A 25,628-nucleotide genomic window follows, 5' to 3' on the forward strand; every position below is an offset into this window, starting at 1 on the left:
TCGGTTTGTCTGGATGAAGCGGGGCGGCTCTGTGCTACGGCGGCCATCCGCTTGATTTACTGGGGTGATCGCACCTTGAGCAGGTCGCAAGACGCGATCCGGCTTCTTAAAATTTGTTGTTAATGCATTGAACAAGCTGCGACCGGCGGCATTACGGACCGGTGCATTTGAACCAATCAAATTTTGCGTGACCATCGCAGTTTGCGCCCAAGTCGCTGCACATGTCGCAAGCGGGCATTCGGACGCGACAAAAGCCGCAGCACTTGGTCTTGAAGTTGCCAAACATTCAGGCTGCGGCCCAAGAATACCCGGATGCACGTGTCAGGTCACACCCCGCCGCGATCTTATCCGGTGAGACTATGGCGTTTGCGGGCGTGCGCGCCACAACTCCAACAGCGGTTCGGTCAAAGGATTGGTCGTCTGCGCGTACAAGGTGATGTCGAGCGATTCCTTACCATATCGCGACGCCAGTGAGATGAGTTCGCCGCTTTCGATCTCTCGGTAGACCAGACTAACCGGCAGCCAGCCAACCCCAAGCCCCTTCATCGCCATATCTTTCAAACCACTGGCAAAGGCTGTTTCGCAAGCCACCGAGCGCGACAAACTACGCGTCGCAAAGGCGCGCTGCCGCGCTGTCAGGATTTCGCCAAAGTAGCTGTCCTCTGGGTACACGATGGCTGGCGTATCCTCTGGCAGGTGATGTTGATCGCGCACTTTGAACCGCAAAGCGCCCCCGACAACCGGCACGAGGTAATCTGTCCGGCAATGTTCTCTTCGGATGGAGTCGCCGAAGGGCAGGGGTGCCGCATCCTTCTTTTCGTAACATAACAGCATGTCGGTTTCACCGCGCAGAAACATGCTGGCACAATCCCTGAGATTGCCGACGCGCAACCGCACATCCAATGTCGGGAGGACATGGCGCGCTCGCACAGCGAGGTCTGAGAAAATGGAATAAATTGTCGAATGTTGCGCCGCCACCGACACGGCGGTCTGGGCGCTTTGAAAGTGACGGAAACGGCTTTGAAGTTCTTTTATTCGGGCGACCAGCGCACGAATTTCCGCCTCGTTCGAGGCGAGTGCGTCGCTGATCCTGACCCGGTTTGCACCACGTTCGAGGACTGGCACACCCAGCCAGTCCTCAAAGCCGCGAATGCGTCTTGAAAATGCGGGTTGGGTGATGTTGCGGCGCGCGGCCGCGCGGGTCATGTTCCGCTCTTCCAGAAGTACCAAAACGTCGTCCAACCACTGCATATCCATCGCATTACCCCTTTTAGCCAAAGAAATTGTATGGGTAGGCCAAACAGATTGCATTATTTTTCTGCTGCAATCAGCGCCATCATGGCCGCGGTAACAAATTTGGGGGGCACCACGTGAGCGATATCCAGACGGATCCCGTTTCTAATACCGAGACGTCATTAACGCCGGAACTGAGCATGGGTTTGTGCAAGGACCTGTCACTGGCGCTGGCAAAATTTCCGCGCACACGGCTGGGCCATTTACCAACACCACTGGAACCCATGGACCGTTTGAGCGAGGCACTTGGCGGCCCGCGCTTTTGGGTCAAGCGGGACGATTGCACCGGGCTGTCGTCCGGCGGCAATAAGACTCGCAAGCTGGAGTACCTGATGGCCGATGCGCAACAGCAGGGTGCGGATACCATCATAACCCAAGGTGCCACGCAGTCGAACCATGCGCGTCAAACCTGCGCCGCAGCCGCAAAAATGGGAATGGACTGTCATATTCTGCTGGAGGACCGCACCGGCTCGAATGATGAAAACTATATTCTGAACGGCAACGTATTGCTCGACCAACTCCACGGCGCGACGATCTCCAAACGCGCAGGCGGTACGGACATGAATGTCGAAATGCAGACACTGGCCGACAAACTGCGCGCCGATGGCAAGACGCCTTACGTGATCCCCGGCGGCGGGTCCAATGCCGTTGGCGCATTGGGCTATGTCAATTGCGCGCGCGAAACCGTCGAACAGGCGCATGAAATCGGGTTGGAGATTGATGCGTTGGTCCATGCAACCGGCAGCTCCGGCACGCAGGCAGGTCTTGTTACCGGGCTCGCTGCACTGCAAAGCGACATCCACCTTCTTGGCATCGGTGTACGCGCCCCGCAGGACAAACAGGAAGGGATGGTCTTTGACCTTGCCGAAAAGACGGCAGATCATTTGGGCACGGGCATGACGATCCGGCGCAGCGATGTTCGCGCCAATTGCGGCTATGTCGGTCCGGGATACGGGTTACCAACCGATGGCATGATCGCCGCAGTCAAGATGCTGGCGCGGCTCGAAGGTCTACTTTTTGACCCGGTCTATTCCGGCAAAGGCCTCGATGGCATGATTGATCTGACCAAAAAAGGTTATTTCGACAGCATGTCAAACGTTGTCTTTCTACATACCGGCGGGAGCGCTGCACTTTTCGGCTATCCAGAAACTTTTGACTTGCCTGGATACATCTGACACGCATTATGAAACCAGTTACAGAACACTAAAAAAGACCAACAAGGAGAAAATTACCATGGCTTTGCAAAAAACCTTGATCACTGCTTCGCTGATCACGGCCCTCGGAATGCCAGCTTTTGCGGCGGAAGAGGTCAAGATTGGCGTGCCAAGCTGGACAGGTGCGCAAGCGATCGCACATCTGCTGGCTGCGGTTGTTGAAATGCGCATCGGCGGTCAGGCCGAACTGGTGCCGGGCAACAACGCGACGATTTTCCAGGCAATGGATCAGGGCAAGGGTGACATTGACGTGCATCCCGATGTCTGGCTGCCCAACCAGGAAAGCTTTACCAAGAAATACGTTGATGAGGCTGGCACGGTTACCTTGTCGTCCAATCCATATGAGGGAAACCAAGGCTTTTGCGTCTCGAAAGACTTCGCGGCCGCCAATGACATTACCGACATCGCCGATCTGGGACGTCCGGATGTTGCTGCGCTGATGGACAGTGATGGCAACGGCAAGGGCGAGATGTGGATCGGCGCGCCGGGCTGGGCCTCGGCCAACGTCAACGAAGTCAAAACGCGCGATTACGGGCTTCTTGACTTTATCGAGCCGATCCGTGCCGAAGAGAGCGTCAAGACCGCGCGGATCAAAGACAGTATCGCCAAGGGCGAAGGCTATGCGTTCTACTGCTACAAGCCACACGCGGTCTGGTTCATGTTTGACGTCGAAATGCTCACAGAGCCGACGTACGACCCCGCGAAATACGTGATGGTGCAGCCCTCTGATGATGCGGACTGGTATGAAAAGTCGAACGTGGCGTCGAAGGACGCTCTGAAAAACGTGCAGATTGCCTGGTCAAACTCATTGGCGGATCGTTCGCCGGCCATCGCTGAGTTTTTCAGCAACTTTGGTCTTACTGCCGATGACGTCAGTGGCTTCGCCTACGAGATCAGCGGCAAGGGTCGTGAACCTGCCGATGTTGCGCGCGAGTGGGTCGAAGCGAACCCTGATCGCGTAGACGCCTGGCTGGGTCTCTGATCGCTCTCTGATACGGTGAGGTCCGCCTGCTGCGGACCTCACACTGCCGCATTCCCCGACAGATGGAGACCACGTAGATGACACCTGAAACCGTCATTGAAATCGAGAACGTCTGGAAAATCTTTGGCGCCCGCCCGCAAGAAGCGCTGCGCGCTATTCGGGAAGAAGGTCTCGACAAGGCGCAAGTGCTGGCGCGGTATAACGCCGTGGTCGGCGTCGCCGACGTGAGCCTGTCCGTCAATCGGGGGGAAATCTTTTGCATCATGGGGCTGTCGGGCAGTGGCAAGTCCACACTTGTGCGTCACTTCAACCGACTGCTTGAACCAACGGACGGCAAAATCCTCATTGAAGGCACCGACGTGATGGGCCTCGGTGCGCAAGAGTTGCAAGAGTTCCGAAACCGCAAGATCGGCATGGTCTTTCAGAACTTTGCACTGATGCCGCACAGATCTGTGCTGGATAACGTGGCGATGCCGCTGGAAATCCGAAAGGTGAGCAAGAACGAGCGTATGCGCCAAGCCGCTGCAATTCTCGACATCGTCGAGCTTGGCGCGTGGGGATCAAAATTTGCGCACGAACTGTCGGGAGGTATGCAACAACGCGTCGGGCTGGCGCGTGCGTTGGCGGCAAACCCCGATGTATTGCTGATGGACGAACCGTTTTCCGCGCTTGATCCTCTTATTCGCAGGCAACTTCAGGACGAATTCATCCGTCTTTCCAAGATACTGAAAAAGACGACCGTATTCATCACACACGATCTGGACGAGGCGGTTCGCATTGGCGACCGTATCGCCATCATGCGCGATGGTCGGTTGGTTCAAACCGGTACGGCTGAAGAAATCGTCATGAACCCTGCGGATGACTACGTCGCGGATTTCGTGGCAGGCATCTCTCGCCTCAAAGTCGTGCACGCCCACGCGGTCATGCAGCCTTTGTCGCAATATGTCTCGACATCGGGTCCGGTATCTGCCGACGCACCGCGTGTGACCGGCGACGAAACACTCAGCACGCTGATCAATCTGTCGATTGAAAGTGACCATGCCATTCTCGTGCAGGAGGATAACAAGGATGTCGGCGTCATTACGCGAGCAGATATCCTGCGCACTGTCGTTGAAGGGACGGAAATGTCATGACCGATGCCACTGCAAGTTCCATTGATCTAGAAGATAACACCAATCCTTTGGAAGCGACCGACACCGAGGCCGCCATCGCCTATCAGGAAGAACGGCGCGAGAATATCCGGACCTTTGTGCGCACGAACCCGGAATATTACATCGCTCAGTTCAACAAGATCGGCGAAAGCGCAAGGTTCACGCCTACTTTCAACGCAATGGCGGGTCTTTTCGGGCCTGTGTGGTTCGGTGCGCGGGGCCTGTGGTCTTGGGCACTGCCGTTTCTGATCATTGAGACACTGGCGCTCGTTCAGATCGCACGCGGCCTGTTCGGAGATCTTGCCGCAGACGCGTTCGAACGTATTGCCTCTATCGAAGGCGTGCTGGAGTTGCGCAAGCAACAACTGGCGGCAGCCATTGAGGCTGAATCTGACAGGGTGGACGCCTACCAACGCGCGGTGGAATCGCTCGAAGCAAATATCGGCGGCATCCGTGAAGAGGCTCAGATACTGGCCGAGCAGGGGCCTTGGATCGCGCTTTCGGGGCTGTTTATTCTGCTGCTGGTCAAGGCTGTCCAGTCTGCGGTCGCGAACTGGGCGCTTGAAGCGCGGTTTTCAGACTGGCTGTCCGACCGCAGCATCCGTTCTGGCCTGCCGGTCTCGCATATCGTTTTCAGCGCACTCTTTATGTTTCTAATCGCGATTGCTGCGATGACCCACTACAGTTTTCCGGGGCGGTTCGATCTGCTCAGCTCTTTCCCGACAGACCCGGACATTCGCCTCACGGGCATCGCCTGGGTCGAAGACCTTATCGCGTTTTGCGTCCGCAACAGCGAGGCATTTTTCGATGGGTTGACCTTTGGGATCCGCGCTCTGCTGGATGCACTTGAAGTTATCCTTGTGCAGACGCCATGGATAGTTATTGCAAGCCTGATCGTGCTCCTGACCTGGCTGACGGCAGGTATTCGCACAGCGATCTATTCGGCGGCCTTTCTCGCCTATATGGGCCTGCTGGGTTTCTGGGAAGCGGCGATGACCACGCTGGCACTGCTTGGTACTGCCGCGTGCCTTTCGATCGCGATTGGCATCCCGTTGGGGATGTTCGCGGCACGGCGTCCGCGGTTTTACGCCTTTATCCAGCCGATCATGGACTTCATGCAAACGATGCCAGCGTTTGTATTCATGGTGCCCGTGATTGCCTTTTTCGGCGTGGGGAAACCGGCGGCTGTTATCGTCACAATGATTTTCGGCGGCACGCCTGTGGTACGGCTGACTGTGTTGGGGTTGCGGGGTGTGCCTGAAAGCGTACGTGAAGCAGCCATCAGTTTTGGCGCGAACAAGTGGTATCTGCTGACCAAGGTGGACCTGCCGCTTGCCAGCCCGTCGATCAGGGCGGGGATCAACCAGACCATCATGCTCTCACTGGCGATGGTTGTTGTGGCCTCTCTTATCGGGGCTAAAGGGCTGGGCGAGGACGTGTTGGAAGCGTTGCAATACGCAAACGTAGGGCAGGGTATCCTTGCCGGATTTGCGATCCTCTTTTGCGCCATGATCCTTGATCGGATCGTGCAGGGCCAGAGAAAGTGACACCGCTTGTTCTCGTCCATGGCTTCATGGGCGGCAGCGAACAATGGCGCGCGCAAGTAGAGCATATGAGCACGCACCACAGGGTGATAACCCCTGACTTACCGGGCTTTGGCCGCAACAATCACCTGCCGGTCATCAACAGTATCGCGGGGTTCGCCACATGGGTTCTGGATTATCTTGAGGCACAAGGCATCAAAAAGTTCCATCTGCTCGGCCATTCAATGGGCGGCATGATCGCTCAAGAGATGGTAGAACTTGCAGAGCGGGGTGTGGTGGACCGCCTTATCCTTTACGGGACCGGAGCGGTTGGCGTTTTGCCCGGACGCTTTGAAACAATTGAGCAAAGCAAGCGGCGTGCGGCTGACGATGGCGCAGATGCCACCGCGCGCCGTATCGCTGCCACTTGGTTTTTGCGTCGGGAAAGTGACCCGGCCTATGCCGCCTGCGCGAACATCGCAGCACAAAGCGCGCCAGCAGCCCTGCCGGCGGGATTGGACGCGATGCAGGCATGGTCAGGTGAGGCGGCACTATCCTTGATCGAGCATCCGACGCTCGTGCTTTGGGGAGACAGTGACCGGACGTACCCGTGGACACAGACGGAAATCCTGTGGCGCAATATTCCAAACAGCAATCTGTCAGTTGTACCCGGTGCGGCGCATGCCGTTCACCTTGAAAAACCCGCCTTGTTCAACGCGTTGATCGATGAATTTCTCACGGCAGCTGCCCCCTAATGCTGGCGCGCGGGAATCTCGCACCAGAGCCCTTCGACACACACGGTACAGTCCCTTTCAAACCCAAAAACGAAGTAAGTGAAGGACGTGTGATTTTTGCGCGAAATACGCCCCCAGCCCGCCAGTTCCGAAGCAGGCTTGATCGCGCCGGAGCCGACACTGGGCCCGATGTGAAGCAGCTGTGCAGGAGATAGCAATACATCGGTTTCAGGGCGGGTGGGGCCGAAAGATCCTCCGGGGATCAGCATGGGCTGTGCGCTTGGTTGCACTGACATGAACTCCGCATCCAGCCCGAATTTGTCGACCCATGCTACTTTGAGGAAATTGCCATTGGCAGTCTTTACCGGATCGTTACGCCGCAAAGCTTCTACAGGTAGTTGGCCGAAGGACGTCAGAACGCGCGCCTTGGCTGCGAAACCCGGGGCTTTCCAGTCGATCAACTGGCGCGTGCGCCGCCGTTTCTTGGCGGCCGCCTGCGTCAGGCGGGATTTGTTCAGGACGTTAGACAGGATGTCATCGTCGGACAGGATTTCAGTCACGCGTTACTCGCTCTTCACACTTTGCCGCTGACATGCGGCGGGTCTTCCAGATCGTCGCCGGGATGGGAGCAGACCATCCCGGCAAACGATCGTAAGTTCTCATTAATTGGCCCGGGGAGGGGATCGGGTGGGGTTTTGACCCGGGCACAACAACACTCGTTACAATTTCGGTTATGCTGTCGTCTCGTGGTCGCGATGTGACGAGAATGGATGGGATTGAACACATTTTCGGCGGAAAGGTGGCTATCGACCCGTTTGCTGAACCGAACTTCTACCTCGGATTGGAAACAATAACGATCTTCAGCCAGCGTCTGATCTGATATCAATGGCGTCTTTGCGCGCTTTGTTTCCAATTCGGTGTTCGTTGCTCTCGCATTCCGAGAAACCAAAAAATGGCTTTCATGACGCAATCGCGGCGATCAATCGCTTGAAACAGTCTGTTTCCAGTCCGGTCAGTGAAAATACGATGAGGCGCATGGAATTGTTTTGCCAGCGATACTGTCAAAGATGGCCAGAATAGTCGCATTTTACTGGCACTAAACCGGACACCTTCGAATCGTCGGGCAAAAAGAAAGCGGCCCGAAGGCCGCTTACCAGTTATTCTTTCGAACCGTCTTTTGTTTTACCGTCCCCACGTGCGGACGACACCGCAATCCATGTGGACGAAGTTTGATCCTGAGTATTTGCCGACACCGCCGCCCTTGCAGGCTGCGGCGGCGCGCGCCATCTGGCTCACCGAACGGGTCGACATGCGCAGATCGGCCGCTTGGCCTTTCATATGAAGCGAGTTTTTCGCCACACCGCGGCTGCGCGATCTCAACATCGCATTCGTCTGCGGGCTGCGATACCCCGAAAGCAACATGTAGGGCTCGTTTGCGTCCATAAGATTATGGGCGGCGGCCATGATGTCGACGGCCCGTAAATCCATCGACTTGACCCCGTCGGTGCGCCAGTCGCGCATAAAGTGGTTAATCTCTTTCACCGCCTCAGGCACATATTTACCCTCGATCCAGTAGATCATGTCGATCCGCTCCCCGGTGCGACCGGAATACATCCGGATACGGCGAATGTCGCCACCGCCGCGCAAAAATCCGGCGGCATTTGCAAAAGTAGGAGCTGCGGTAACTGCTGTTGCTGCGAACGCACCCAAAAGGGCACGGCGGGTTAACCCCGTTGAACCTTCGATAGCCATGTTTCAGTCCGTTTTAATTCCTGCCTATCCCGTGATGTTACACGGGCGTCTCATCTCTTCCCCAGATGCAACATTGGTATGACATATGCTGGATTGTTAACCAAGTGATGAAAAAGCAATCTGCGGAATCCAGACAAGTTTAGGCAATTTTTCGCGCATACACGCCTGCGAGGGCGAATTCGCACAACCGGTGCGCGGATGCTACAATTTCACCTTTCCTTGAGATTGTTCTGAAATGTTATTGGACAGGTCTTGTGGGAGTTGCCAAAGATCAGGATCAGTTTTCAGTTTTTGTGTCCAAGGACCCACGATGACCTCTACTTTTGGTACCCGCTTTCTTCCGCTTCTGTTCGCTTTTGCCGTGGCAATCGCCAGCGCAGCCTTGGCCCCTAATGCGGCATGGGCACAGTCAACAGCCTTCAAACAAGCGGTGGCAGAAGCGGCAGCGCGCGACCGCGACATCGCCGAGTTTTACAAGGAAACCGGATTTTCCGGTATTTGGACCAGCAACAAGGGTCGTGATCGATCACGGCGCAACGCGCTGATTAAGGCACTGCAACAAGCTGACAATCACGGTCTCCCTTCCGAGCGCTACGATCTTGAAGGGCTGCAAACGCGGATGCAATCTGCGCGCACCGATCGCGAGCTAGGCCAGTTGGAAGTGGAGATGTCACGCGTCTTTCTTGACTACGCCCGGGATGTTCAAACCGGGGCGTTGGTGCCGTCGCGGGTAGACAAGGCCATCGTCCGCCAAGTGCCATATCGCGATCGCAAATCGTATCTGACCAATTTCACCAAGTCATCGCCAAAGGGCTTCTTTCGCGCTCTGCCACCCAAAACAGCGGAATACAACGCCTTGATGAAGCACAAGCTGGTGTTGGAGCGCTTGCTCGCCAAAGGGGGGTGGGGCGCAGTTGTCAAAGCCAAAAAGCTGGAACCCGGTGACAGCGGCAACAGTGTTGTGGCCTTGCGTGACAGACTGGTGCGCATGGGATATCTGCGGCGCAGTGCGGGCAAAACCTATGACGCCGCCATGACCAAGGCGGTTCTTGAATTCCAGGCCGATCACGGTCTGGCGCAGGACGGCATTGTCGGACCAGGCACGCTTAAAGAAATAAATGTCAGTGTTAAGGAACGCCTGCAGTCAGTGATTGTGGCGATGGAGCGAGAGCGCTGGGTCAACAAAGAACGCGGCAAACGGCACGTTGAAGTCAACCTGACAGACTTTAGCGCAAAGATTGTGGACAATGGAAAGACCACGTTTGAAACGCGCTCGGTCATTGGTCATCGCGAAACCGCCCGACAGTCACCAGAGTTCTCTGACGTCATGGAATTTATGGTCATTAACCCAAGCTGGTACGTTCCGCGTTCCATTGTAACAAAAGAGTATCTGCCAGAGTTGCAAAAGAATGCCTTTGCCGTCAGCCACATCGAGATTACTGACAGCCGCGGGCGGCAGGTAAACCGCAACGCGGTGGATTTCTCGCAGTACACGGCCCGCACATTTCCTTACGCCATGCGCCAGCCGCCCAGCCGGGGCAACGCACTGGGTTTGGTAAAGTTCATGTTCCCCAACAAGCACAACATCTACTTGCACGACACTCCCGCAAAGAACCTTTTCAGTCGAGAAGTGCGGGCCTACAGCCACGGGTGCATACGTCTGGCTGAACCGTTCGAATTCGCCTACGCGCTGCTCAAACCCCAAACCCGCGACGCCGAAGGCTATTTCCAGTCGGTTCTTGCCACAGGTAAAGAAACTCAGGTTGACCTCAAGCAACCTGTTCCCGTGCACATCATCTACCGCACGGCCTTTGCAAACGGAAAAGGCCAGATGAACTACCGCCGCGATGTCTACGGGCGGGATGCGCGGATCTGGCAAGCCCTGTCTCAGGCAGGGGTAGCATTGCGGGCCGTTCAGGGTTAAATCTGCCTTTCTGCACCGCATGAAAGGCAACATCGATGGCACGTTACGGCTATAGCGTAGAGCAAATTGCAAAATCGCTCGGCGCGGATGCGTTTGGGGACGTCAGCATAAAAGTCGAGGCCGCTGCCGAACCGCAGGCTGCCGGTGCGCATGACCTGGCCATGGCCACAGACAAAACCTATGCCGAGCGGTTGAGCGAAGGCAGCGCGCGCGCCGCGGTGCTTTGGCAAGGTGCTGATTGGCAGGCGCTGGGGTTGGAGGCCGCAATCATTCCGCACCGCCCACGCTACGCCATGGCGGGGTTGACGAGGCTTCTGGATCAGGGGCAGGGGTTTTCCGCCGGAATTCACGACAGCGCCATCATCGACCCGACAGCCGAGATCGACGCAGACGTCAGCATCGGGCCGCTGACAGTTATTGCAGCGGGCGCAAAAATCGGTGCAGGCAGTGTGATCGGCCCGCAATGCTATGTCGGCTGGAATGCCACGCTTGGGCCAGACAGCCAATTGCGCGAGCAAGTGACGATCGGCGCGCGCGCGTCCATTGGGGTGCGTTTCAAGGCCCAGCCGGGCACGCGCATCGGTGGTGATGGCTTTTCCTTTGTCACCGAAGACAAGTCAGGCATCGAAGCGGTTCGGGAAACACTTGGGGATCAGCAGGACACCAAAGCACAAGGGTGGACGCGGATTCACTCGCTGGGCGCAGTTACGATCGGAGACGATGTGGACCTCGGCGCGTGTGTAACAATCGACAACGGGACCATCCGCGACACAACAGTCGGCGACGGCTGCAAAATGGATAATTTTGTGCATATCGGACACAACGTGGTGATCGGCAACGATTGCCTGATCTGCGGCCACTCCGGTGTTTCGGGGTCAACGGTTGTTGGCAACAATGTCGTTTTGGGCGGCATGACCGGTGTCAGCGACAATATCCGCATCGGCGACCGCGTGATCACAGGAGGCGGAACCAAAGTGTTGTCGACAATACCGGCGGGTCGCGTGGTCTTGGGTTACCCTGCGACACGCATGGACAGGCAAATAGAGATATTCAAGGCCATCCGCCGCCTACCCAAACTGGTGACCGATGTCGCATCCTTGCAGAAAGCTGTTTTCAAATCCGATGCCAATGACTAAATCGCGGTGACAATCGCAATACAGGAACCTTCTGATGAGCACGCAGGACAAAGTCATCGCGATCATCGCCGAGCAAGCCGTACTGGACCCGTCAGATGTGACGCTGGACAGCACGCTCGAAGAGTTGGGGATCGATAGCCTCGGTCTTGTCGAAAGCATTTTTGCAATCGAAGAAGAATTTGATATTTCGGTGCCTTTCAACGCCAATAACCCAGACGCCGGCGAATTCGATATCTCGACCGTGGCCTCGATCATTTCTGGTATCGACCGACTGCGCGCGGAACAGCACTGAGGTGCCATGATGAATCGCGTTGTTATCACCGGCGCTGGCACGATCAATGCCTTGGGGCATGACGTGCCCGCCACGCTGCGCGCGATGCGAGAGGGTGTCTGCGGCATTGGGCCGTTGGATATTCGCGACGTGGATCGGTTGTCGATCCAGATCGGCGGGCAAGTCAAAGGATTTGAAGCGGAAGGGCGGTATAACCGGCAGCAGATGTCGCTTTATGATCGCTTCACACAGTTCACGCTGGCTGCCGCCAAAGAAGCGATCGACCAGTCCGGCCTCAGCTTTTCCGGCGAACTCTCTGCGAAATCGGGTGTCGTCCTTGGCACTGCCGGGGGTGGTGTCAGCACGTGGGATGACAACTACCGCTCGGTCTATGAGGAAGGCAAAAACCGCGTGCACCCGTTTGTCGTGCCCAAACTGATGAACAACGCGGCGGCAAGCCACGTCAGCATGGAGAATAATCTCAAGGGGCCGTCATTTACGGTTTCAACCGCGTGTGCATCGTCGAACCACGCTATGGCGCAGGCTTTTGCCATGGTCAGGTCCGGCATGGCGCCGGTCATGATTACCGGCGGCTCGGAATCCATGCTCTGCTTTGGCGGCGTCAAAGCGTGGGAAGGATTGCGGGTCATGTCGCGTGATGCCTGCCGGCCATTTTCGGCCAATCGCAACGGCATGGTTCAGGGGGAAGGCGCTGGGATATTTGTCTTCGAAGAGTACGAACATGCGCGCGCGCGGGGCGCGGATATTCTCTGCGAGGTTGCCGGTTTTGCCATGTCTTCCGATGCGGCGGACATCGTGATGCCGTCCAAAAACGGAGCAGCCCGAGCCATGTCTGGGGCGCTGCGCGACGCCAGGATCAGCCGAGACGACGTCGGTTATATAAACGCGCATGGCACCGGGACCGCGGCCAATGACAAAACCGAATGTGCCGCTGTGGCCGATGTTTTTGGTCCGCATGCAGACCGGTTGATGATCTCGTCGACCAAGTCCATGCATGGGCATTTGATCGGCGGTACGGGGGCTGTCGAACTGCTTGCCTGCATTATGGCGCTTCGTGATGGCATTGTTGCCCCAACCATCGGCTACGAAGAAGCGGATCCAGAGTGCGCGCTCGATGTCGTTCCCAACACGGCACGCGAAGCCTCTGTTGCTGTTGCGCTGTCCAATGCTTTTGCATTTGGCGGGATGAATGCAGTTCTGGCTCTCCGCCGCATCTAGAAATGAAAAAGGCCGCGTAAAACGCGACCTTTGAAATTCATTTGAGCCAACTGGATCACGGCATGTCGAGCACGCTGACCTGTTCAAATGCAGCTGTAAAGCCGCCCAAGGACATGGTCACGGTGACAGTTTGGTTCGGTGCAGCAATCGGCACAATGCTCAAGGACGCTTCGGCACCACGTTTGTATGCTTCAATGTCTTCCGCCGTCAGGCCAATGCGTGCGTAGCACCCAATCGTATTGCAAAAGGCGAACGGGTACCGCTTGGGCGGTTGTGAATCCACTTGGATCGCCAGTTGCCCCTGAAGCGATGTCTCCAGCGGCACGATGATCGTCGCGCCTGCGGCGGCCTGCCCACCTTCTGGCAGCCGGAACATCGTGAATTCCGCGATCGGTGAATTGCTTGAATCAGCCAAAAGCTGATACATCTGGCACGGATCATCAACATCCGGCTGTACGATACAGCGTAGGGCCCAATCATCGAATTCTTGCTTGATGTATGTTTGACCCGGCTGCGGCGTGTCACTTACCTCTTCGCCCATGGCAAGGCCGTTTTCTACTGGCGCCGCTTCCTGTTCTGCGGCGGCATCCTGATCATCCGAGCTTTGTGCGAGTGTGGAAAAAGACGTCGCGACAAGTGCAAAGCCAGCCGTCGCCGCAACGGTCATCCAATTTGTAGTATAGGGCATGTTTGCTCCCTCATTTATCATTGCTGGTGATTTAGCATGCCCGTCCGGCAGTGTCAGGTCTGATGACCAGAGATTACACCCAAATCACCAAAATTTTTTTACACCTTCGGATATGAAAAAAGGGACGCACAAGTGCATCCCTTCTTCCGTTTTTTGTATTCTCCCCGTCGGACTGGCCGACTTATTGACGAGACGTTACGAGACACCAACCAAGGCGTCAACCGGAAATATCGTGATTGTTCAAGTGCGTTAGCCTGCGCCAGAAAAAGGGCCGCACCGGGATACGGCGCGGCCAGTCGAACAGGGAGGATACCCGGCAGGAAAGGACATAGATCTGCTGCCGGGTGCATTGACTATGGCGGCAAATAGTTAACATCCTGTGCGCAGACCAATGAATTTGTCGAAAAGGGTGGCAGCGCATGTCGGACGGAATTTTTATCGGTGGCGGCGGGCCGGATTACGGCACCAAACAATTCCTTGCATTAAAATACGCCAATCGCCACGGGCTGGTCGCCGGCGCAACCGGCACGGGCAAGACTGTCACCCTGCAAATTCTCGCTGAAGGCTTTTCTGCCGCAGGCGTGCCAGTCTTTCTGTCAGATGTAAAAGGCGACTTGTCCGGGCTGGCGAAAGCGGGCAGCGAAAGCCACAAGCTGCATGGCCCTTTCACGGAACGCGCGGAAAAAATCGGGTTTACCGATTATTCCTATGATCCTTTTCCGGTGACCTTTTGGGACATCTTTGGCGAACAGGGGCATCCGGTACGCACAACAGTTGCGGAAATGGGGCCATTATTGCTGTCGCGGCTGCTCGAATTGACCGATGCTCAGGAAGGCATTGTCAATATCGCCTTCCGGCTTGCGGACGATCAGGGCCTGCCGCTGCTGGATCTCAAAGATCTACAAGCCTTGCTGGTGTGGATCGGCGAGAACTCCAAGTCTCTCTCCTTGCGCTATGGCAATGTAGCGTCGTCCTCTATCGGCGCGATCCAACGCCGCTTGCTTGTTTTGGAAAATCAGGGAGGTGCCGGATTGTTCGGCGAACCAGCGCTGGCGCTGTCGGATATCATGCGCACCGCACCGGACGGGCGCGGGCAGATCAACATTCTCGCGTCAGACAAGCTGATGGGCGCGCCGGGGCTTTACGCAACCTTCCTGCTGTGGCTGTTGTCTGAGCTTTTCGAAGAATTGCCAGAGGTCGGTGATCCGGAGAAGCCAAAACTGGTTTTCTTCTTTGACGAAGCCCACCTGCTGTTTGATGACGCACCCAAAGCGCTGATCGACAAAGTTGAACAGGTCGCGCGGCTGATCCGGTCCAAGGGGGTCGGTGTTTTCTTTATTACGCAAAACCCAGCGGACGTTCCCGAGGATATCCTTGGTCAATTGGGTAACCGCGTTCAGCACGCGTTGCGGGCCTTTACAGCCAAAGACCGAAAGGAATTGCGATTGGCTGCGGAAACCTACCGCGAAAACCCTGCCTTTGATACTGAGGCCGCGATCCGCGAGGTCGGGGTCGGCGAAGCGGTGACATCCATGCTTCAGAAAAAAGGGGTGCCGGGCATTGTCGAGCGTACGCTGATCCGCCCACCGTCATCCCAGCTGGGTCCAATCACCAAAGCCGAACGCGCCGAGATCGTGGCGATATCTGATCTGGATCGGAAGTATGCCGACCCAATTGATCGTGCATCCGCATACGAAATCCTTCAAAAGCGCGCAGAGGAGGCCGCAGTCGAAGCCGCCAAGGCAGAGGAAGCAGCAGAAGAGGCCTCAGCGCACGAACGTGAATTCAACGCTGGGCGCCGGTATTCCGGTCAGCGCGTTTCCCGCTCAAGCGCGCGGCGCACCAGCAGCCGTCAAGAGGATACGCTGGGCTCGGCCGTCGCCACGGCTGTGCTGAAAGAGCTCAAAGGCACGACCGGACGGCGCATCGTGCGCGGCATCCTCGGCGGGCTCTTCAAAGGGCGCTAGACTATCGTTCGGGGATCAGACCGCGGGGCGAGAACCTCAAGACCAGCAAAAGCAGCACGCCAATGGTCAAAAGACGCATATGTGCTGCTGATTCAATCAGATGCGCTTTGAGCGCTGAACCATCAGGCATCGTGGCCGTTACCCATTCCATCACCTGCAGCCCGATTGTCTCACCTTGAATCCACATCAGGTAAATCAGCATTCCACCAAGCACTGAACCAAAGTTGTTGCCCGATCCACCGACGATGACCATCACCCAGATCAGGAACGTGAACCGCAATGGCTGATAAACGGTCGGGGCATAGGTACCTTCGAGTGTTGTCATCATCGCACCCGCAATACCGCAGATCGCAGATCCCAGAATAAAGATTTGCAAGTGCCGCGCCGTGACATCCTTGCCCATTGCCTCTGCCGCCACTTCGTTGTCGCGTATGGCACGCATCAGCCGGCCCCAAGGGCTTTTCAAGGCGCTCTGAGCCATCCACAGCAACAACACAAGAACCAATGCAAACAGTCCGGTATAGAGCAGTTTGACGTAAATCGTGGATGCTGTAACCACATCGAGCCCAAATCCTGCGGCGCGATCGATAAATGCCGGATCGTTTTGCAAGTCGATTTCGTAGGGAACGGGGCGTTCGACACGCTGCACGTTTTTCACCCCGCGCGACAGCCACTCCTCGTTCTTCATGATTGCAATAATGATTTCGGCAATCCCGAGGGTCGCAATGGCCAGATAGTCGGAGCGCAGGCCCAAGGCGGTTTTGCCAATGATCCACGCAACACCAGCGGCCAGCAGACCGCCCACAGGCCAAGCGATGATCACCGGAAGGCCCAACCCGCCAAGGTATCCGGTCAATGCCGGATCAATCGCCTCGACTGCTTCAACGTTAGGATCAAACACCGCACGGTAAAGAAAGAAACCGCCAATCAGGATGGCAAGGAAAAGCGCCGTGCGGGATTTGCCCGGTGCCATACGGCTGCGCACGACAATCGCCAGAACAATGGTGGCGCCCCCCATAAACAGCGCCAGGAGGATCCCCCAGCCTCCCGCCGACCATGTGCCCGGCGTAACAGGGTTGCCAACAAGCACAGCAGCAAGGCCGCCCAACGCGACAAACCCCATGATGCCCACGTTGAAAAGGCCCGCAAAACCCCATTGCAGGTTGACCCCTAACGCCATGACCGCCGAAATCAGCCCCATGTTGAGAACCGTCAGCGCGGTGTTCCACCCCTGAAAACTAGCGATCAGCGGCACCATGCCAAAGACAGCAACAAAAAGCAGCGTGTTCTTGAGTGCCGAGTTCATACCGCTTTCCCCTTAAACAGACCCGTGGGTTTGAATAACAGGACGATCAGCAGAATGAGGAAGCTGACCGCGAGTTTGTAGTCAGTCGACAGCAACTGTACCAGACCACTGGGTTCAAGACTCTCCGGCATCAGATATCCCAGCACTTTTTTCCATGCATAGGTTACCGTGACTTCGGAAAATGCAATGACGAAGCCTCCCGCGATCGCACCAAGAGGGTTCCCGAGCCCGCCGACAATGGCAGAAGCAAAAATGGGCAACAGAAGCTGAAAGTAGGTAAACGGCTTAAAGGATTTGTCCAACCCGTAAAGTACACCGGCGATCGTTGCCAGCCCGGCCACGATCAACCATGTGATCGCGACAACCCGCTCTGGATTGATTCCAGACAAAAGGGCCAGATCTTCGTTGTCGGAATACGCCCGCATCGATTTGCCGGTGCGCGTCCGATTCAAGAACCAAAAGAGCAGAGCCACGACAATCACGGCCGTTATGACGGTGATGCCTTGTGTTGTCTTGATCGCCAAGCCTTCACGCAGCCCAGTCATCTCCTTGAAGGTGCGCGCCGAAACGATGAACCGTTCCCCATCTGCAAACCTTTGATCATCGGGGCCAATGATGAACCGGACGATGCCGTTCAGCACAAATGTCACCCCCAGTGATACAATCACGAGGATCACGGGTTTTGCTTTTTGTGCGCGATAAAAGCGGTAGACCACACGGTCCGTAAGCAACAGCAATGCCATACACCCAAGAATGCCAAAGGGCAGGGCGAGCAGGGCAGTCGGCAAAGGACCAAGACTGACGCCCCAGCTTTGCAACAGCCACGTGACCAGCACCGTTACCATGGCGCCAAATGCCATGGTGTCGCCATGGGCAAAGTTGGAAAACCGCAAAATCCCGTAAATCATGGTGACGCCGAGCGCGCCAAGCGCCAACTGGCTGCCGTAGGCCATTGCAGGGACAACAACAAAGTTCAGCAACGCTATGATCGCGTTAAGAAAATCCATTAATCCGCCCCTCCGCCATGACCCCGTAAATGGTCCACATCAGCGCAGTTCACGCCTGCAAGGCGCAGCCCTGTCTCGAACACCTCAAAACGGTTGATGCAGACTGTCCCACTGCTGGCCAACGCCCGTTCAGTTAAGGTCTGACGACCGCGATAAGACTGCAGTTCGTTCTCTGCTGGCCCATCAGCGTGGCGCGGCTTTCCGTTCAACACAACACAGGCCCGCTTTCGAGCCGCTGCATACAACTGCATTTCACGCGCTGACGTACATTCAAACGGGCAAGGCCCTTGCAGCAGACTTTCGGATGCCGAGGCAGCCGGTCCCGCGCCCATGAAAGCCGGACCACCGGCGGATCGTTCAAAATTAAATACAGCCACCACTCAGCCCCCCAGAAACGATTTGCGGACTTCGGGATCGGCCAAAAGTTCTTTGCCGGTCCCTGTGTACGCATTGCGCCCCTGCACCAGAACGTATCCTTTGTCCGCGATCTCAAGCGCTTGCCGCGCATTTTGTTCAACCATCAGAATGGGAATGCCGGTGCGTGCCACCTCGATAATCCTGTCGAAAAGCTCGTCCATGACAATCGGGCTGACACCGGCTGTCGGCTCGTCAAGCATCAGCACCTTTGGCTGCGTCATCAACGCGCGACCAACAGCGACCTGCTGACGCTGTCCGCCAGACAACTCCCCCGCTGCCTGATGCCGCTTGTCACGCAGGATCGGAAACAACTCATAAATCTGTTCCATTGTCGGGCGGATGTCGTCGGTCCGGATGAACGCGCCCATCTCCAGATTTTCCTCAACGGTCATTGAAGTGAAGATATTCGACGTCTGCGGCACAAATCCCATGCCCTTGGCCACCCGTGCCTGTGGTGACAGGCCCGTGATATCCTCGCCATCCAGCTTCACATGCCCCTTGCGCAGGTTCAACATGCCAAAGACCGCCTTCATCCCCGTGGACTTGCCCGCGCCATTCGGCCCGACGATCACCGCAATCTCACCGCTGTCCACCGCAATCGTGCAATCATGGAGAATGTCAGGGCCAGCGCCGTAGCCGCCCGTCATGTTCTCACCAATCAGAAACGGGCCGCCCGGAGATGCATAGGCGGAACCACCCGATTGAACCGGCTGCGCCGTTCCCATTCCCGCCGGATTGCCCAGCGACAAATCCTTGTTGCCGCGATCAGTGTACGGATCAGAGCTCATAACACAGGCTCCATGTCACTTTGCCAGAAAAACTCCGGGGGAGACGCGCCTCAGGCGCGTCGGGGGCAGCGCCCCCAGAAAGACACGGCACACCCCTCATCCTGTTTTTTCCTTGTTCTTCAACCCCGTGCCAAGATACGCCTCAATGACCTGCTCGTTCGCCTTGATCTCTTCCAGCGTGCCTTTTGCCAGCACTTTGCCCTCGGCCATGCAGATCACCGGGTCACACAGGCGGCCGATAAAGTCCATGTCATGCTCGATGACCACAAACGTATATCCGCGCTCTTGGTTCAGACGCAAAATCGCGTCCCCGATCGTATTCAGCAGCGTTCGGTTCACGCCCGCGCCGACCTCGTCGAGGAAAACGATTTTTGCCTCAACCATCATAGTGCGTCCCAGTTCGAGCAACTTTTTCTGCCCGCCCGATATCTGCCCCGCCTTGTGATCCGCAAGGTGCTCTACAGTCAGAAATTCCAGTACCTCATCAGCCTTGGCGCGAAGGGCGCGTTCCTGATCTGCGATGCGCTTGCGGCCGAACCACGTATTCCACAGACTTTCTCCCAATTGATCACCCGGCACCATCATCAGATTTTCCCGACACGTCATCGAAGAGAATTCGTGCGCAATCTGAAAAGTGCGCAGCAGACCCTTGTGAAAAAGCGCGTGCGGTGGCAGGCCCGTGATATCTTCTCCAGCCATCGTCACACGACCGGAAGTGGGTTGAAGAACGCCGGCGATTACATTGAAAAGAGTAGTCTTTCCAGCGCCATTGGGTCCGATCAAACCGGTTATCGACCCACGCTCGATCTCCAGTGACGCACCATCAACGGCATGAAATCCGCCAAAATGCTTGTGAAGGTCGTCAACGACGATCATGTGTTCCCCCGAAACTGAACGCGTAGTGCCCCGCGTTTTCTCGTTCATCTACAAAAACAGCCCGACGTCAACGACATCGGGCTGTTTTCTATTCAGGTATCGGACTTATTTGAAGCCGATGGTGACGTTTGCACCGTCCTGCACTTCAATCATGCGATAAGTGCCCGCAGACTCGCCCGGCCCAATCAGCTCAACCGCCGATGCACCAACGTAATCCACATCACCGCCATCTCGCAGGATATCGAGCGCCTTGCCGAGTTCACCAGGATAGATCTTCTCGCCCGGCGCGTTGGCCACGTCGAGAATTTTGGCGCCGTATTCTGCCGGATCCGTACTGTTTGCCGCTTGCATCGCCAGCATGAACAGCGCCGCTGCATCATAGCTTTCAGGTGTGTAAGGCGATGTGGCGTCGAATGCGTCGCCGGCCATTTCCTTCAGCTTTTCGATGCCTTCACCGCCGGAACCGGCGATCTGACCGTAAGAGCCGTTCAGGGCAGGGCCAACGTTGGTAGGAAGGCTGTCACCGATCATGCCACCCGGCAGGCCGAAAGTGTCAAAAGCGCCGGAGTCGAGCGCGGCATTGATGATACCAAGGCCGCCCTGGTCGAGGTAACCCGCAACGACAAGCAGATCGCCGCCTGCTGACGCCAATGCACCCATTTCCGCAGAGTAGTCCGCCTTGCCATCTTCGTGCGCGGCAACGATTGTCACTTCGCCGCCAACAGCTTCGAAGTTGGACTGGATCGCATCAGCCAGACCTTTGCCATAGTCATTGTTGGTGTAGGTCAGCGCAATCGATTCAACGCCGCGTTCTTGCAGGATCTCCGCCATGACCTGACCCTCGCGCGCATCCGAAGGTGCCGTGCGGAAGAAAAGGTCGTTGTCTTCGACTGTGGACAGGCCCGGTGACGTGGCGGACGGCGAAATCATCACCATGCCATTTGGAATGGCCACATTCTGCAGGATTGCGCCCGTAACGCCGGAGCAGTCACCGCCGATCAGACCGTTGATGCCGTCTGCCAGCAGTTTTTCTCCGTTCGATGTGGACAGGCCGTTGTCAATGCACCCAGTGTCAGCGCGCATCGGTGTGACCTTTGCACTGTCCAGAAGCTTGCCGCTTTCAGTTACTTCGGACATCGCAAGTTCGGCACCTGCGGCCATCGGCCCGGTCAACGATTCAATCGGGCCGGTAAAGCCGATCAGAATGCCCAGTTTTACTTCCGTTGCGTGACCATCGGCCAGTGCCGTGGTCGCCATGAGTGCTGCGGCGGTGCTCGCCAGAAGCATCTTTTTCATTAGGTTTCTCCCATATTGGAACATGATGTTCGCCGGAAAGGTTAAGCGCGCTATTTCCAAAAGAAAAGCAGTTTTGCCCATCAAAAAGGTGTGGGTCAGCGTTTACGCGATCAGACGCAAAGCAGGGCAGGCTCATTACAGCCATAGGAGATCGCCTGTGAAGTTAGCACGTTTGGTTTTGTCTGGCGCGATTGCGACGCTGGGCCTTCTTTCATCGGTTGCCGCAGAGATCGTCATATCACCCAGAATTACTGGCCTTGATGCGCCGTGGGGACTGGCACACCTGCCTGATGGATCCGTTTTGGTCACCGAAAAAGAGGGACAGATCCTGCTGTGGCGTGACGGAAAAACGCAGACCGTCCGCGGCGCACCAGCGGTGGTCGATAGCGGGCAGGGCGGTTTGCTGGACATCACCGTGGCGCGGGATTTCGCCACCACCCGCACGGTTTGGCTGACCTATTCCAAACGGCAATCGGGCGGCGCGGGCACGGCATTGGCCGCAGCCGAACTGTCCTCTGATGGCAAGCGTCTCGACAACCTAAGAGACCTGTTCGTGATGGCGCCGGGGTCGTCAGGCGGGCGTCATTTCGGCTCCAGGGTCGTTGAAGCCAAAGACGGCACACTTTTTGTCACGATTGGGGATCGCGGCAACAGACCCGAGGCGCAAAATCGCGCAAACCACATTGGGACCATTGTACGCATCAACCGAGACGGCAGTGTCCCAGCCGATAATCCCTTTGTAGGACAAGCCGGCATCCAGCCGGAAATCTGGTCTTTCGGACACCGCAACCCGCAAGGGGCCGGTCTTGACGCAAATGGTCAGCTGTGGACGGCAGAGCACGGCGCACGCGGTGGCGACGAAGTGAACCGGATCAAGAAAGGTGCAAACTTCGGCTGGCCCGTGATCTCTTACGGAAAGCACTACTCTGGCGCCAAAATCGGGCAGGGCACAGAACAAGACGGCATGGAACAGCCCGCAATGTATTGGGACCCGTCAATGGCGCCATCGGGTCTTTTGGTCTACACCGGCGATATGTTTCCGCAATGGCGCGGCGATATTTTCGTGGGGTCGCTCAAGTTCGACTACATCTCACGTATCGAGGTCACCGGTGCGAACGCCCGTGAGGTCGCACAGATCAGCAACAGTGCAACAGAGCGCGTGCGCGACATCGCGCAAGCGCCGGATGGAAGCATCTGGTTTATTTCTGTTGGCAACGGCGCAATTTACGAAATGCGACAGTAAACAGCCTCAGATCGTCAGTCGCGCTGCGTGGCTGCCACGCTCGCGGTAAGGGGTGGTATCGTAATGCGCGCGGTAACACTTTGAAAAATGCGACGGCGAGGCAAAACCACAGGCGAGCGCAACGTTGATCACGCTCATATCGGTCTGCATCAGCAAATTGCGCGCCTTTTGCAGTCGCAGTTCCATGTAGTAACGCTTGGGACTGCGATTGAGATAGCGGCGAAACAGCCGTTCAAGCTGGCGCGTGCTCATGCCGACATCTTTGGCCAAGGTCGACGGGCTGATCGGCTCTTCGATATTGCTTTCCATCATCTGGATAACCGAAGACAGCTTTGGGTGACGCACACCGATACGGGTCGGCACCGAAAGCCTTTGAGTATCCTGATCGGTACGGATCGAAGAATAGATAAGTTGATCCGCCACCAGATTGGCCAGTTCTTCGCCCTGCTGATCGGCGATCAGCTTGAGCATCAGGTCGATAGACGACGTCCCGCCCGCCGTAGTCAGGCGGTTTCCATCAATCACAAAAACGGATTTAGTCAGCGTGACATCTGGAAAATCCTCGCCAAAGCTGTCCTGATTCTCCCAGTGAATTGTCGCTTTCTTTCCGTCCAGAAGCCCCGCTTTGGCCAGTGAATGCGCCGCTGTGCACAGCCCGCCCATGGTGACACCTTTGCGTGCTTCGCGCCGCAACCATCCCAGAATACGCTTGGTGGTCGCGGCCTGCACGTCAATACCGCCGCAAATCATTACCGTGTCGTCGCGTTGCAGATCGCCCAGATCGCCATCTGGTTTAAAGCCGCTCCCGGCGGAACAGTAAACGATATCACCGCCTTCGCTGACAATTTCCCACTGGTAGAGCGTTTTTCCCGCCATCCGGTTGGCAATTCGCAGGCTTTCCACCGCTGCGGCAAAGCAAAGCAGCGTAAAGTTATCAAGCAACACAAAGACGAAACGTCGCGGTTTTTCTCCGACAGTCTCGCTGCTGGTTGCAGGGCGGATGCTGGACATTGCTGCCTCTTGTTCTTGTCGTGTGTGTGTGTCGGCAGAGCGCCGGACGTTGCCGTCAATCCAATTGGTCACGCTCTGAAAGCGACGTCAAGGGGACGAATTTGTGATATGCTGTATAGGGCTTGCCTTTTCGCATGAGGCTTGCGAAATGTTAGCGCCCAAAAGAACGGTGGCCCACAACCCGGAGATAAAAGATGAGCGAATGGACGAAATCCAGTTGGAGAAACAAGCCACGGATCCAGATGCCCGACTATACCGATCAAGCTGCACTTGAGGCAGTTGAGTCGCAATTGTCGCGGTTTCCGTTGCTCGTATTTGCAGGCGAAGCACGCAGGCTGAAAAAACACCTGGGCGCGGCTGGCCGGGGAGAGGCGTTTTTGCTGCAAGGCGGCGATTGCGCAGAAAGCTTTGACCAGTTCAGTTCGGACGCGATCCGCGACACCTTTAAGGTCATGTTGCAGATGGCGATTGTGCTGACCTATGGCGCAAAGGTGCCGGTTATCAAAGTTGGCCGCATGGCCGGGCAATTCGCCAAACCGCGTTCTGCGCCCACCGAGACGCAAAATGGTGTTGAGTTGCCGAGCTATCGCGGTGACATCATCAACAAGCTGGATTTCTCACCGGAAGCCCGTATCCCGAACCCGGAAAACATGCTGCGGGCCTACACGCAGGCCGCCGCGACGCTGAACCTTCTGCGCGCGTTTTCGACGGGTGGCTATGCCGACGTGCATCAGGTGCACGGCTGGACGCTCGGCTTTACCGAAGGCGAAAAGGCAGAGAAGTACCGCGAAATTGCCACCCGGATTTCCGACACTCTGGATTTCATGTCAGCAGCCGGGGTCAACGCCGATACAGCACACACGCTGCAGACGGTTGAGTTCTACACCAGCCACGAATCGTTGTTGCTGGAGTATGAAGAAGCCCTGACACGCGTCGACAGCACCACGGGCAAATGGCTGGCAGGGTCCGGTCACATGATCTGGATCGGAGACCGTACCCGCCAACCCGATGGCGCACATGTTGAGTTCGCTTCTGGTGTACAGAACCCGATTGGGTTGAAAGCTGGTCCGACCACCACGCCAGAAGATCTCAAAGTGCTGATGGCCAAACTCAACCCGGAAAACGAAGAAGGCCGTCTGACGCTGATCGCACGCTTTGGTGCGGGGTCGGTGGGTGAGCACCTGCCACGCCTGATCAAGACCGTGCGTGAGGAAGGCGCTAACGTCACGTGGGTGTGCGATCCGATGCATGGCAACACAATCAAGTCGTCCAGCGGGTACAAGACACGCCCCTTTGAATCCGTGTTGCGCGAGGTACGGGAGTTCTTTGCAGTGCATGATGCCGAAGGCACCGTTCCGGGCGGCGTGCATTTCGAGATGACCGGGCAAGACGTGACCGAGTGCACCGGTGGTGTACGAGCCGTCAGCGACGAAGACCTGTCAGATCGCTACCATACTGCTTGTGATCCGCGCCTGAACGCGAGCCAGTCTCTCGAGCTTGCTTTCCTCGTGGCCGAAGAGTTGACCAACCGACGCTCTGCGCAAAAGGATCAGGCGGCAAGCTAAGTCCAAAGTGGGATTATCACTGCAAACAGATCACATCGGGGTCGCCTCACGGCGGCCCCGTTTGATTTTGAAAAACATACTTTTGCAATGCCAGCGTGATGATGCTGCCAGATGACCCGCATCTGACCAGAGTCCAAATGTTTCCGGGATGGCGTTGCGCCGAACGGCATAAGAACGCCCGAAACCGAAAGCCGCCGAGGACAAAGATGACGAACTAAGGGATTTGGCTCGCATGTCTTTGGGTC

Annotated in this window: 23 protein-coding genes; 12 read left to right on the forward strand and 11 right to left on the reverse strand. The window is 56.7% G+C overall.

The annotated features are described in order from the left end of the window. Positions 1-357: 357 nt before the first annotated feature. The gene (locus AC2D8V_RS06380) at positions 358-1,257 is read right to left on the reverse strand and encodes a LysR substrate-binding domain-containing protein (protein WP_484732706.1); all 900 of its coding nucleotides are present in this window, start codon (positions 1,255-1,257) and stop codon (positions 358-360) included. A 200-nt stretch (positions 1,258-1,457) separates the two neighbouring features. Here AC2D8V_RS06380 and cuyA point away from each other — a divergent pair, with 200 nt between their 5' ends. The 5 genes from cuyA to AC2D8V_RS06405 all read left to right on the forward strand — a co-directional run bounded on the left by cuyA (position 1,458) and on the right by AC2D8V_RS06405 (position 6,918). Further along, positions 1,458-2,468, forward strand: coding sequence for a D-cysteate sulfo-lyase (cuyA, locus tag AC2D8V_RS06385; RefSeq protein ID WP_484733862.1), 1,011 nt, complete (start codon positions 1,458-1,460; stop codon positions 2,466-2,468). 58 nt (positions 2,469-2,526) lie between these two features. Continuing rightward, on the forward strand, positions 2,527-3,489 hold the full coding sequence (locus AC2D8V_RS06390; protein ID WP_484732707.1) for an ABC transporter substrate-binding protein: 963 nt from the start codon (positions 2,527-2,529) through the stop codon (positions 3,487-3,489). A 77-nt stretch (positions 3,490-3,566) separates the two neighbouring features. Beyond that, a complete protein-coding gene (locus tag AC2D8V_RS06395; protein ID WP_484732708.1) occupies positions 3,567-4,622 on the forward strand; it encodes a quaternary amine ABC transporter ATP-binding protein in 1,056 nt (351 codons plus the stop codon). After that, positions 4,619-6,187: an ABC transporter permease gene (locus tag AC2D8V_RS06400; RefSeq protein WP_484732709.1), complete on the forward strand. Its 1,569-nt coding sequence runs from the start codon at positions 4,619-4,621 to the stop codon at positions 6,185-6,187. Before AC2D8V_RS06395 ends, AC2D8V_RS06400 begins: the two co-directional genes overlap by 4 nt. Then, entirely contained in the window at positions 6,184-6,918 is a 735-nt protein-coding gene (locus AC2D8V_RS06405; RefSeq protein ID WP_484732710.1) for an alpha/beta fold hydrolase, read from the forward strand. The genes AC2D8V_RS06400 and AC2D8V_RS06405 overlap by 4 nt, the downstream gene beginning before the upstream one ends. Here the strand turns inward: AC2D8V_RS06405 and AC2D8V_RS06410 are convergent. Continuing rightward, positions 6,915-7,457 carry a Hint domain-containing protein gene (locus AC2D8V_RS06410; protein WP_484732711.1) on the reverse strand — a complete coding sequence of 181 codons (543 nt, stop codon included), beginning with the start codon at positions 7,455-7,457 and terminating at the stop codon, positions 6,915-6,917. The genes AC2D8V_RS06405 and AC2D8V_RS06410 overlap by 4 nt on opposite strands. Before the next feature lie 622 nt (positions 7,458-8,079). Continuing rightward, on the reverse strand, positions 8,080-8,649 hold the full coding sequence (gene mepK, locus AC2D8V_RS06415) for a peptidoglycan L,D-endopeptidase MepK (RefSeq protein WP_484732712.1): 570 nt from the start codon (positions 8,647-8,649) through the stop codon (positions 8,080-8,082). 310 nt (positions 8,650-8,959) lie between these two features. Between mepK and AC2D8V_RS06420 the strand changes: the two genes are divergently transcribed. The 4 genes from AC2D8V_RS06420 to AC2D8V_RS06435 are packed head-to-tail and all read left to right on the forward strand — an operon-like array spanning position 8,960 to position 13,219. Beyond that, complete coding sequence (locus tag AC2D8V_RS06420) at positions 8,960-10,573, forward strand: L,D-transpeptidase family protein (protein ID WP_484732713.1); 1,614 nt, start codon at positions 8,960-8,962, stop codon at positions 10,571-10,573. A gap of 35 nt (positions 10,574-10,608) precedes the next feature. Further along, positions 10,609-11,709 carry a UDP-3-O-(3-hydroxymyristoyl)glucosamine N-acyltransferase gene (locus AC2D8V_RS06425; protein WP_484732714.1) on the forward strand — a complete coding sequence of 367 codons (1,101 nt, stop codon included), beginning with the start codon at positions 10,609-10,611 and terminating at the stop codon, positions 11,707-11,709. Positions 11,710-11,743: 34 nt separating this feature from the next. Continuing rightward, on the forward strand, positions 11,744-12,001 hold the full coding sequence (locus AC2D8V_RS06430) for an acyl carrier protein (RefSeq protein WP_484732715.1): 258 nt from the start codon (positions 11,744-11,746) through the stop codon (positions 11,999-12,001). Between the two features lie 9 nt (positions 12,002-12,010). Further along, the gene (locus tag AC2D8V_RS06435; protein WP_484733863.1) at positions 12,011-13,219 is read left to right on the forward strand and encodes a beta-ketoacyl-[acyl-carrier-protein] synthase family protein; all 1,209 of its coding nucleotides are present in this window, start codon (positions 12,011-12,013) and stop codon (positions 13,217-13,219) included. Between the two features lie 55 nt (positions 13,220-13,274). Here AC2D8V_RS06435 and AC2D8V_RS06440 read toward each other — a convergent pair whose 3' ends face one another. Continuing rightward, entirely contained in the window at positions 13,275-13,907 is a 633-nt protein-coding gene (locus AC2D8V_RS06440) for an invasion associated locus B family protein (protein ID WP_484732716.1), read from the reverse strand. Between the two features lie 419 nt (positions 13,908-14,326). Here AC2D8V_RS06440 and AC2D8V_RS06445 point away from each other — a divergent pair, with 419 nt between their 5' ends. Beyond that, the gene (locus AC2D8V_RS06445; protein ID WP_484732717.1) at positions 14,327-15,874 is read left to right on the forward strand and encodes a helicase HerA-like domain-containing protein; all 1,548 of its coding nucleotides are present in this window, start codon (positions 14,327-14,329) and stop codon (positions 15,872-15,874) included. Position 15,875: 1 nt separating this feature from the next. Here the strand turns inward: AC2D8V_RS06445 and AC2D8V_RS06450 are convergent, their stop codons facing one another. The 6 genes from AC2D8V_RS06450 to AC2D8V_RS06475 all read right to left on the reverse strand — a co-directional run bounded on the left by AC2D8V_RS06450 (position 15,876) and on the right by AC2D8V_RS06475 (position 21,564). Then, a complete protein-coding gene (locus AC2D8V_RS06450) occupies positions 15,876-17,180 on the reverse strand; it encodes a branched-chain amino acid ABC transporter permease (protein ID WP_484732718.1) in 1,305 nt (434 codons plus the stop codon). Then, a complete protein-coding gene (locus tag AC2D8V_RS06455; RefSeq protein WP_484732719.1) occupies positions 17,177-18,187 on the reverse strand; it encodes a branched-chain amino acid ABC transporter permease in 1,011 nt (336 codons plus the stop codon). Before AC2D8V_RS06455 ends, AC2D8V_RS06450 begins: the two co-directional genes overlap by 4 nt. Then, complete coding sequence (locus AC2D8V_RS06460) at positions 18,187-18,564, reverse strand: hypothetical protein (protein ID WP_484732720.1); 378 nt, start codon at positions 18,562-18,564, stop codon at positions 18,187-18,189. The genes AC2D8V_RS06455 and AC2D8V_RS06460 overlap by 1 nt, the downstream gene beginning before the upstream one ends. Before the next feature lie 3 nt (positions 18,565-18,567). After that, a complete protein-coding gene (locus AC2D8V_RS06465; RefSeq protein ID WP_484732721.1) occupies positions 18,568-19,392 on the reverse strand; it encodes an ABC transporter ATP-binding protein in 825 nt (274 codons plus the stop codon). 96 nt (positions 19,393-19,488) lie between these two features. Then, on the reverse strand, positions 19,489-20,268 hold the full coding sequence (locus AC2D8V_RS06470) for an ABC transporter ATP-binding protein (protein ID WP_484732722.1): 780 nt from the start codon (positions 20,266-20,268) through the stop codon (positions 19,489-19,491). Between the two features lie 105 nt (positions 20,269-20,373). Further along, the gene (locus tag AC2D8V_RS06475) at positions 20,374-21,564 is read right to left on the reverse strand and encodes an ABC transporter substrate-binding protein (protein WP_484732723.1); all 1,191 of its coding nucleotides are present in this window, start codon (positions 21,562-21,564) and stop codon (positions 20,374-20,376) included. Between the two features lie 157 nt (positions 21,565-21,721). On the opposite strand from AC2D8V_RS06475, the gene AC2D8V_RS06480 reads away from it, so the two are divergent. Next, the gene (locus tag AC2D8V_RS06480) at positions 21,722-22,807 is read left to right on the forward strand and encodes a PQQ-dependent sugar dehydrogenase (protein ID WP_484732724.1); all 1,086 of its coding nucleotides are present in this window, start codon (positions 21,722-21,724) and stop codon (positions 22,805-22,807) included. Positions 22,808-22,813: 6 nt separating this feature from the next. On the opposite strand, the gene AC2D8V_RS06485 is transcribed toward AC2D8V_RS06480, so the two are convergent. Then, positions 22,814-23,818 carry a GlxA family transcriptional regulator gene (locus AC2D8V_RS06485; RefSeq protein WP_484733864.1) on the reverse strand — a complete coding sequence of 335 codons (1,005 nt, stop codon included), beginning with the start codon at positions 23,816-23,818 and terminating at the stop codon, positions 22,814-22,816. A 194-nt stretch (positions 23,819-24,012) separates the two neighbouring features. Between AC2D8V_RS06485 and AC2D8V_RS06490 the strand changes: the two genes are divergently transcribed. Then, positions 24,013-25,383, forward strand: a complete 1,371-nt coding sequence (locus tag AC2D8V_RS06490) for a class II 3-deoxy-7-phosphoheptulonate synthase (protein ID WP_484732725.1) — start codon at positions 24,013-24,015, stop codon at positions 25,381-25,383. The last annotated feature ends 245 nt before the right edge of the window (positions 25,384-25,628 follow it).

It is taken from the genome of Roseobacter sp. YIN89, assembly GCF_057219365.1.